8 protein-coding genes are annotated in these 9,210 nt (G+C 59.4%); 7 read left to right on the top strand and 1 reads right to left on the bottom strand.

The window, feature by feature from the left end; genetic code table 11:
* Window positions 1-81 precede the first annotated feature (81 nt).
* The 5 genes from ACPYOI_RS32910 (at window position 82) to lysS (ending at window position 6,798) form a co-directional block, all read left to right on the top strand.
* The gene (locus ACPYOI_RS32910; RefSeq protein ID WP_481419670.1) at window positions 82-831 is read left to right on the top strand and encodes a TerC family protein; all 750 of its coding nucleotides are present in this window, start codon (window positions 82-84) and stop codon (window positions 829-831) included.
* A 172-nt stretch (window positions 832-1,003) separates the two neighbouring features.
* Complete coding sequence (locus tag ACPYOI_RS32915) at window positions 1,004-1,762, top strand: bestrophin-like domain (protein WP_481419671.1); 759 nt, start codon at window positions 1,004-1,006, stop codon at window positions 1,760-1,762.
* Between the two features lie 103 nt (window positions 1,763-1,865).
* Window positions 1,866-3,635 carry an SLC13 family permease gene (locus ACPYOI_RS32920; protein WP_481419672.1) on the top strand — a complete coding sequence of 590 codons (1,770 nt, stop codon included), beginning with the start codon at window positions 1,866-1,868 and terminating at the stop codon, window positions 3,633-3,635.
* Between the two features lie 192 nt (window positions 3,636-3,827).
* Window positions 3,828-5,285, top strand: coding sequence for a glutamate--tRNA ligase (gene gltX, locus ACPYOI_RS32925; protein ID WP_481419673.1), 1,458 nt, complete (start codon window positions 3,828-3,830; stop codon window positions 5,283-5,285).
* A 16-nt stretch (window positions 5,286-5,301) separates the two neighbouring features.
* Window positions 5,302-6,798: a lysine--tRNA ligase gene (lysS, locus tag ACPYOI_RS32930; RefSeq protein ID WP_481419674.1), complete on the top strand. Its 1,497-nt coding sequence runs from the start codon at window positions 5,302-5,304 to the stop codon at window positions 6,796-6,798.
* 57 nt (window positions 6,799-6,855) lie between these two features.
* Here lysS and ACPYOI_RS32935 read toward each other — a convergent pair whose 3' ends face one another.
* Window positions 6,856-7,521 (bottom strand): hypothetical protein, encoded by a 666-nt coding sequence (locus ACPYOI_RS32935; RefSeq protein ID WP_481419675.1) that lies wholly within the window; start codon window positions 7,519-7,521, stop codon window positions 6,856-6,858.
* A gap of 178 nt (window positions 7,522-7,699) precedes the next feature.
* Here ACPYOI_RS32935 and ACPYOI_RS32940 point away from each other — a divergent pair, with 178 nt between their 5' ends.
* On the top strand, window positions 7,700-8,608 hold the full coding sequence (locus ACPYOI_RS32940; RefSeq protein ID WP_481419676.1) for a LysR family transcriptional regulator: 909 nt from the start codon (window positions 7,700-7,702) through the stop codon (window positions 8,606-8,608).
* 126 nt (window positions 8,609-8,734) lie between these two features.
* On the top strand, window positions 8,735-9,210 hold a 476-nt coding region (locus ACPYOI_RS32945; protein WP_481423953.1), incomplete at its 3' end, for an extracellular solute-binding protein.

Consider the following 9,210-nt stretch of genomic DNA (forward strand, 5'->3'; position numbering starts at 1 on the left):
TTCGTATACTCCCCTGTGCGCTTGTTTCCTGGCGCCTTCACCTTACATTGCGGCGTCTTCGGCGCGAGGGGAAATACGCATATGCAAGATATCATGATGCTTATTCAGGATCCGGCCGCCTGGGTTGCTCTTGTGACGCTGGTTGTCATGGAAGTCGTTCTCGGCATCGACAACCTCATCTTCATTTCCATTCTTACCAACAAGCTCCCGGTCGAACATCGTGAGAAAGCGCGTAAGGTGGGCATAGGTCTTGCCCTCATCATGCGCCTTGCGCTGCTCGGCACCATTGCCTGGATCATCCAGCTCACCACGCCGGTCTTCGAGGCTTTCGGTCACGGGTTCTCCTGGAAGGACATGATCCTGATCGCCGGTGGTCTTTTCCTTGTGTGGAAGGCCACGAAGGAAATTCACCACAACGTCGATCCGCAAGAGCACGAGGAGGATTTCATTGCGAGCTCGGCGACGACCGGCTTTGCGGCCGCCATTGGCCAGATCCTGCTGCTTGATCTGGTCTTCTCGGTGGATAGCATCATCACCGCGGTCGGAATGACGCCACACCTGCCGATCATGGTTGTCGCGGTTATCGCTGCCGTGACGGTCATGCTGGTCGCCGCGACACCGCTCGCCAACTTCATCGAGAAGAACCCCTCGATCGTCATGCTGGCGCTCGCCTTCCTGCTGATGATCGGCATGACGCTGATCGCAGACGGCATGGGCTTCCATGTGCCGAAAGGCTACGTCTATGCGGCCATGGCATTCTCGGCGCTGGTCGAAATGCTGAACATGTTTGCGAGAAACGCCCGGAAGCGAAAGAAAGCCGGCGGGCATTGACGAACTGTTCGAAGGGCGCGGCATAGACCGCGCCCTTCGTTTTTGCTCAGCAAGTCTGGCAAATCCTTGTGATCTCTCCTTCCGGCCGCTGCTCTCGGCAACAGCATGATGCAAATTTAGTCTAAAACAGCTACTTTGCATGAACGGCAGCATGGTTCACGGGGAAAGAGCAATGATGCGGGAAGTGCTTGTGTCTGCCTCAGTGTTCGCCTGCCTCGTGATCGCTTCGCTCGGAGCGCTGCTGAACTATTCAAAATTGCCCGCGCATCACCTTCAGGAAGAAACGAACACGGTCGTCAGGCTGGTCGCCAATATCTTCGTGGTTATGACATCCCTCGTATTCAGCCTGATGATAAATTCGGCGAAGAATACCTTCGAAAACATCGACAACAACGTTCACGCCTTCGCAACCGAGATCATTCTTCTCGACCGCACGCTGCGCGCCTACGGCATGGAGGCCGACCAGGCGCAAGAGAGGCTCATTGTCTATGTGGAAACCGCATTGACCAATCCGGCCCGCATCGACGATACGCTTGTCAGGGGCGATCGGGCGTCCGAACAGGTTTTGAACGCCGTAGGCGATAGCTTGTCGGCGATGAGGCCGACTGATCCCGGACATGTTGCGCTGTGGAACGATGCGCGCCAGCAATTCCAGAGAATCGTCGAGCAGCGATGGGATATCATCGAGCAGTCGGCAGGCGTCATCCCCCTGCCGCTCATCTTCATGCTCTCGGCTTGGCTCGTGTTGATCTTCGCGAGCTTTGGCTACCGCGCACCTAAAAATATGATTGTCGTCTCGATGTTTCTGGTGTCCGCGCTGCTGATTTCCGCTTCGCTTTATCTCGTTCTCGATATGGACGTTCCTTTTACGGGAATAATCGAGATTTCCGACGCGCCGCTCCAACGGGCGCTTGCTGAATTGCAGCACTAGAGTAACTTTGACCATGCCGTGGCATTGAACAAGCACCGAGGCATCACAGTTCTATCCGAAGGTGGATTTGGTTCCGCCGATCGGTTCCAAGGGTTGGAGCGGCATGACGACCCCTCAGATTCTTGCCTTCGGCATTATCGGCCTGATGATGGCGGTCTTCATCTGGGATCGCTTCCGTTACGACCTCGTTGCCTGTTGCGCGCTGGTATTGGCCATTGCGGTCGGCATTGTACCTGCCGACAAAGCCTTTTCCGGCTTCAGCGACGATATCGTCATCATCGTCGGCAGTGCGCTGGTGGTCAGTGCGGGCGTCGCGCGATCCGGCAGTGTCGACAAAGCCATCAAACGCTTCTTTCCGAACCTCAACAAACTGCACTTGCAACTGGCGCTTCTTTTGATCGTCGTCGCGGTGCTCTCCGCCTTTATCAAGAACATTGGGGCGCTCTCGATCATGATCCCGGTCGCCTTTCAGTTCTCCAGGAAAACAGGCAAGTCGCCCTCGCTCTACCTGATGCCAATGAGTTTCGCCGCGTTGCTTGGCGGTCTGATGACCCAGATCGGCACCTCACCGAACATTGTGGTCTCGAGGCTGCGCGAGGAGATCACGGGCACTCCCTTCACGATGTTCGATTTCACGCCGGTGGGCGCAACGTTGACCATCGTGGGCGTCGTGTTTCTAATCTTCTTTCATTGGCTGGTCCCTGAACGGGAGAACGAGAACCCCTCGCTGCACGAGGCGCTCGATCTGAAAACCTATTTCTCCGAGGCGACCGTGGTCGAAGGTTCCGGCCTCGATGGCAAACCGCTTAACGAGATGCTGCAACTTGGCGACGGCGAAGTCGTGGCAACGGCGATTCTTCGCGGCCACTCCCGCGTGTCGCCTTTTCCGGATATTGCGCTCCAGGCCGGCGACACGATCCTGCTTGAAGGAAGACCGGAAGCCCTCGATCGTGTCGTCTCCAATGCTAAGCTGAAGCTTTCGGGCAAACAGACGCCGGAAATCAAGACGGGAGGCGACGTCACGTCCATCGAAGCGGTCGTATCGGCCGAATCGACGCTGATCGGTTGGTCGGCGCGCCAGCTTTCGCTCTTCAACCGGCGACGCATCAACCTGCTCGCAGTAAGCCGCCATGGCCACCGCCTGACGGAGCGGTTGAGCGAGGTGAGGCTACAGGGAGGCGACGTGCTCGTGCTGCAGGGCAGCCGCAGGAACCTGCCCGCCTTTCTGCAAGAATTCGCCTGCCTGCCGCTTGCGCAGCGTGACATCCTGCTTGGCACGCAACGGCGTGCCTATCTCCCGCTCGTGATCCTCGCCGCGGCCATGGGCGTAACGGCCGTCGGGCTTGCCCCCGTTCCCGTGGCCTTCTTCTGCGCGGCGCTTGCCATGGTCGTGTTCCGCGTCATTCCTCTGGCCGAGGTATATAAATCGCTCGATGGTCCGATCCTCATCATGCTGGCAACCCTCATTCCCGTTTCCGACACCCTGAGGACGACCGGCGGCAGCGAATTGATCGCCGGATGGCTCGGCCACTTCGCTGCGCAAATGCCGCCCTACGGAGCACTGGCGCTGATCGTCGTGACGGCGATGGCAGTAACGCCTTTCCTCAACAACGCGGCAACCGTGCTCGTCATGGCGCCGATCGCGGCGAGCTTTGCACATACGCTTGGATACAGGCCGGAAGCCTTCCTGATGGGCGTCGCCATCGGCGCGGGCTGCGATTTCCTCACGCCGATCGGCCACCAGTGCAATACGCTCGTCTTTGGCCCGGGCGGATACCGCTTCAGCGACTATCCGCGCCTCGGCCTGCCGCTCTCCTTCATCATCATTATCGTCAGTGTGCCGGTGCTGCTCTACGTCTGGCCCGTGCGCTAGGCTCGACTGACCCATTTTCCTTGACGTACGCGGTTGAATATGGCCTTAAGGCCACCAAACGGACAATCGGACAATGAAATGGGCGGAATGCCCTGATCCGGCCGGTTTCCTGATCCAGTTATCTGCATTCTTCCCGCCGAACGCCGCTTTTTCCAAGGAAAGCCGTCCGGCATTCATTGACGGGCACATAAAATGACAGCTTCCGGCGTCCGCGTCCGCATCGCTCCCTCGCCGACCGGCGAGCCGCATGTCGGCACCGCTTACATTGCACTCTTCAACTATCTTTTCGCCAAAAAGCATGGCGGCGAGTTCATCCTGCGCATCGAGGATACCGATGCGACGCGCTCGACCCCGGAATTCGAAAAGAAGGTGCTGGACGCGCTGAAATGGTGCGGCCTGAAGTGGTCTGAAGGCCCGGATGTCGGCGGCCCCTACGGCCCTTATCGCCAAAGCGACCGCAAGCATATCTACGGCGAATATGTCGAGAAAATCGTCGCCGCCGGCCATGGCTTCCGCTGTTTCTGCACGCCCGAGCGTCTGGAAAAGATGCGCGAGGCGCAGCGCGCCGCCAACCTGCAGCCAAAATATGACGGCCACTGCTTGAACCTTTCGGCGGAAGAGGTCACCTCGCGCATGGCGGCCGGCGAACCGTCGGTCGTGCGCATGAAGATCCCGACCGAAGGCTCCTGCAAATTCACCGACGGCGTCTACGGCGACGTGGAAATCCCGTGGGATTCCGTCGACATGCAGGTGCTCCTCAAGGCCGACGGCATGCCGACCTACCACATGGCAAACGTCGTCGACGACCACCTGATGAAGATCACCCACGTCGCGCGCGGCGAGGAGTGGCTCGCCTCGGTTCCGAAGCACATTCTGATTTATCAGTATCTCGGCCTTGAGCCGCCGGTGTTCATGCACCTGTCGCTGATGCGCAATGCCGACAAGTCGAAGCTGTCGAAGCGCAAGAACCCGACCTCGATCTCGTACTATACGGCGCTCGGCTACATCCCCGAAGCGCTGATGAACTTCCTCGGCCTGTTCTTCGTCCAGATCGCCGAAGGCGAAGAGCTGATGACGATGGATGAACTTGCAGGGAAGTTCGACCCGGACAATCTTTCCAAGGCCGGCGCGATCTTCGATATCCAGAAGCTCGACTGGCTGAACGGCCGCTGGATTCGTGAGAAACTATCGGAAGAAGAGTTCCAGCATCGCGTCCTCACCTGGGCAATGGAGAACGACCGTCTGAAGGCGGGTCTGGCACTCTCCCAGTCGCGCATTTCCAAGCTCGGCGAGTTGCCTGATCTGATGGGTTTCCTGTTCAAGTCCGACCTCAACCTCGAACCGTCGGCCTTCGCGAAGATCAAGTCGCCGCCGGAAGAGATTCTGGAGATCCTCAACACGGTGCAACCAGACCTCGAGAAGATCCTCGAATGGAACACCGAGTCGATCGAGGCCGAGTTGCGTGCCGTCGCGGACCGCATGGGCAAGAAGCTGAAGGTAGTCGTCGCGCCGCTTTTCGTTGCCGTCTCCGGCTCGTCGCGCTCGCTGCCGCTTTTCGATTCCATGGCGATCCTCGGTCGCGCCGTCGTGCGCCAGCGCCTGAAACTGGCATCGCAGGCAGTCGCCTCTCTCGTCGGCCCGAAGAACTGAAGCGGATCTTTTGCACATGACTGACAAGACCGAAACCGCCACCCTCTCCTCCGACGCGACGGAAGTTCGCGCTCAGAAACTGAAGCTGCTGCGCGAGCAGATCGGCGAAGTCTATCCGGCCCATTTCCACCGGACCACGACGAACGCAGAGCTTGCCGCGAAGTACGAGGGCTTGGAGCCTGATGTCGAAACCCAGGACGTCGTAACGGTCGCCGGCCGCGTCTATTCATCGCGCAATTCCGGCATGTTCATGGATCTCCGTGACGCCTCGGGCAAGATTCAGATCTTCAGCCACAAGGACGTCACAGGTGAGGAAGCCCGCGCGCTGCTGCCGATGATCGACATCGGTGACATCATCGGCGTGACCGGCATTGTTCGCCGCACCAAGCGCGGCGAACTGACGATCAACGCGCAGCAGATCACCATGCTGACAAAGTCGCTGTTGCCGATGCCCGAGAAGTGGCACGGCCTCTCCGACATCGAGTTGCGCTACCGCAAGCGTCACCTCGACATCATGACCAACGAGGAATCGAAGCTCCGCTTCCAGCAGCGTTCGAAGATCGTCTCCGGCATCCGGCGTTTCATGGAGAACGACGGCTTCATGGAGGTCGAGACGCCGATGCTCCATTCGGTCTATGGCGGCGCCACCGCCGAACCGTTCAAGACGCATCACAACACGCTGAAGCTCGACATGTACCTGCGCATCGCGCCGGAACTGTTCCTGAAGCGCACTCTGGTTTCCGGCCTCACCGACAAGGTCTTCGAGATCAACCGCAACTTCCGCAACGAAGGCGTTTCCACAAGGCACAATCCTGAATTCACGATGATGGAGTGCTACTGGGCCTATGCCGATTACGAGGACATCATGGACCTCGTGGAGCGCATGTTCGCGGAACTGGCGATGAAGATCCACGGCACGACCGAGTTCAAGTTCCAGGACAAGGAACTCTCGTTCAAGGGACCATTCCGCCGCGTGCCGATGCCTGATGCCGTCAAGGAAGTGACCGGTATCGACTTCCTGGCGATCAAGACCGACGAAGAAGCGCGCGCCGCTGCAAAGGCCGCCGGCTTCGAAGTCGAGAAGGATTGGACCTGGGGCGAATGCCTTGCCTTCATCTTCGAGGAGAAGGTCGAGGCAACGCTGATCCAGCCCGCACACGTTACGCATTTCCCGAAGGACATTTCCCCCTTCGCCAAGGAAGTGCCGGGCGAGCCGCGCCTTGTCGAACGCTTCGAGACCTATTGCAACGCCTGGGAACTCGGCAACGCCTTCTCGGAACTCAATGATCCGGAAGAACAGCGCAAGCGCATGGTCGAACAACTCGAGCAGGCTCATGCCCGTGGCGAAAAGGAAAAGCAGCTGGACGACGAATTCCTCGATGCGATCGACCAGGGTATGCCGCCTGCGGGTGGCCTTGGGATCGGCGTCGATCGGTTGGTGATGCTGCTGACGGATTCGCCTTCGATCCGCGACGTGATCCTCTTCCCGGCGCGCCGCGCAAAGGCGGACTAAAGTCCAGTCACGAGTGCAAGGACGCCGGCGGATTGCTGCCGGCTCTCGCCGTCGAGATCAGTGGCCGGAAGCCGGGGCCGCCTTGGCGCCCTCTTCTGAAGAACCTGCTTCGGCGGCTGTCTTCTTACTCTCGCCTGTGGTCGACGCGACGGCCGTCGGGTCGATGCAGTCGGAGCTTTCCCTTAAGGACGCGTTCAGCGCGTGGATCTGATCTTCTGGCAGATCGATGCGCTCACCGAAGAAAAGACCGTTGGCGCTCGCTTGACCGTCATAGTAGCGGACGGTGTAGGGCTTGTCGTCGACGCCTTCGATCATCTTATCGGGGTGCGGAATATAGACGACATCGGCGCCGATCGCCCGGCCGCGCATGTCCGACCGCAGCGTCGGCCCGTTCTGATCGAGAACGACGACCTGCACCAGATCAGGCTTTTCCTGCTGGTATACAGCCTGCGCCACGCGGAGCGCCGTCTTCACGCGCGTCACTCCGTCAGTCGGTTCCGTCTTGATGTATTTGCGAATCCAGACGTGATCCTGCTTCTTGATCGTCACCAGGTTGACATCGGTGCACGAGACACCGTCCGCCTCCTCCAGAGACCGGACGAGAATATTGTCCCTGCCGATGTAAAGCGCCGCGCCGCCGGACGCGCCCGTCAGCAGGGCCAATCCGCCGATCACGATCACCAATTTCCGGGAGGGCCGGAAGATCCGCAGCAAGGCCTTCACGCCAACTGCTCCGCCATCGCACAAACTCCAACGCAATACATCGAAGCAACCTAGCCGGCCGGCGTTTCGGAATACTTAAGCGACGGCCCGGAATATGTATCGAATTGAACCAAAGACCAAAAAAGGTCCGCCCCTCGGCGAGCTTGCCACTATCCGCTTAGCCATGCTCTAAACGCGCATGGCCTTCACGCTTCGCCAGATCCAGTATTTCGTCGCCGTCGCCGAACAGGGTTCGGTGACGCGGGCGGCGCAGAATTTGTCGATCTCGCAGTCGTCGGTGACGGAAGCGCTGAAAGAGCTGGAGAACGATCTCGGCGTCGAGCTCTTCGAGCGGCATCCGCGCGGTTTGACGATCACCCATAACGGCCACCAGTTCCTCCGGCATGCAACGAAAATTCTCGCCACGGTCTCAGATGCGCGCACCAGCTTTTCCGGCCAGCAAAGCGAGCTCTCCGGTACACTGAACATCGGCGTCACGTCGCTGGTCGCAGGCTACGTGCTCTCCGACCTGTTGGCGCGATATCGTCGCGCCTGCCCCCGCGTGGAGGTGAGCGCAATCGAGGACAACGGCAGCTACCTGGAACATCTGCTGGTCGGCGGCGAACTCGACGTCGCCGTCATGGTCATATCCAACCTGCGCGACCGCATGGCATTGCAGGCGGAAATCCTAGAAACCTCACCCTACCGTCTCTGGCTGCCGATGGGCCATCCGCTGGTGTCCGCCGACATCATCTCGGTTGCCGACATTGCGCGCGAACCGCTGATCATGCTGACAGTCGACGAAATCGAAGAGAATACCGGCAAGTTGCTGTCAGCGCTCGGTGCCCGCCCGCATGTCGCGTTCCGCACGCGCTCGGTGGAAGCGGTGCGTAGCCTCGTCGCGACCGGCGCAGGCGTTGCGCTGCTTCCCGATCTTGTTTACCGGCCGTGGTCGCTTGAAGGCGACAGGATCGAGAGCCGCGACGTCTCCGGTTCGCTGCCGGTCGTGCAGGTCGGGATGGTCTGGCGCAAGGGCTCCAGCCTGCCGCAGGCCGCCCGCGATTTTGTCGGCATTGCGGAAAGCATGCGCTCGGGGCGCATACGCTGATATCCATCGGAATTTCCGATATCGAAGTTCTGATAAATGAATTTGCGAAAGCGGAGTTTTCGTCGCACCTTTTCGACTGGGAACAAAATGCCGCAAACAAGCGGCACTGAACCGGGAGACAGGGCGATGAAGAATCTTTTGAAATCCTCCGCAGCCGCACTCGCATGCCTGAGCTTTGCGACGCAGGTAATTGCTGCCGAACCGCTGAAAGAACTGGGCAAGGGCGAGGGCGCGGTCAGCATCGTAGCCTGGGCGGGCTATATCGAACGCGGCGAGACCGACAAGAATTACGACTGGGTCACCGACTTTGAAAAGCAGACCGGCTGCAAGGTTTCTGTGAAGACCGCTGCGACCTCTGATGAAATGGTGGCGCTGATGAACGAAGGCGGTTTCGACCTCGTCACCGCTTCGGGCGACGCGTCGCTTCGCCTCGTCGCCGGCAAGCGCGTCCAGCCGATCAACACCGATTTGATCCCCAGCTTCAAGAACGTCGACGAGCGCTTGCAGAACGCTCCCTGGAACACGGTGAACGGCGTGCACTATGGCGTTCCTTATCTCTGGGGACCAAATGTGCTGATGTACAATACGGAGGTCTTCAAGGA

The organism is Rhizobium sp. SVR5-2C (genome assembly GCF_056755115.1).

Coding starts and splice junctions, on each gene's coding strand:
- ACPYOI_RS32910 (WP_481419670.1), top strand. CDS start 82: ATGCAAGATATCATGATGCTTATTCAGGATCCGGCCGCCTGGGTTGCT.
- ACPYOI_RS32915 (WP_481419671.1), top strand. CDS start 1,004: ATGATGCGGGAAGTGCTTGTGTCTGCCTCAGTGTTCGCCTGCCTCGTG.
- ACPYOI_RS32920 (WP_481419672.1), top strand. CDS start 1,866: ATGACGACCCCTCAGATTCTTGCCTTCGGCATTATCGGCCTGATGATG.
- gltX (WP_481419673.1), top strand. CDS start 3,828: ATGACAGCTTCCGGCGTCCGCGTCCGCATCGCTCCCTCGCCGACCGGC.
- lysS (WP_481419674.1), top strand. CDS start 5,302: ATGACTGACAAGACCGAAACCGCCACCCTCTCCTCCGACGCGACGGAA.
- ACPYOI_RS32940 (WP_481419676.1), top strand. CDS start 7,700: ATGGCCTTCACGCTTCGCCAGATCCAGTATTTCGTCGCCGTCGCCGAA.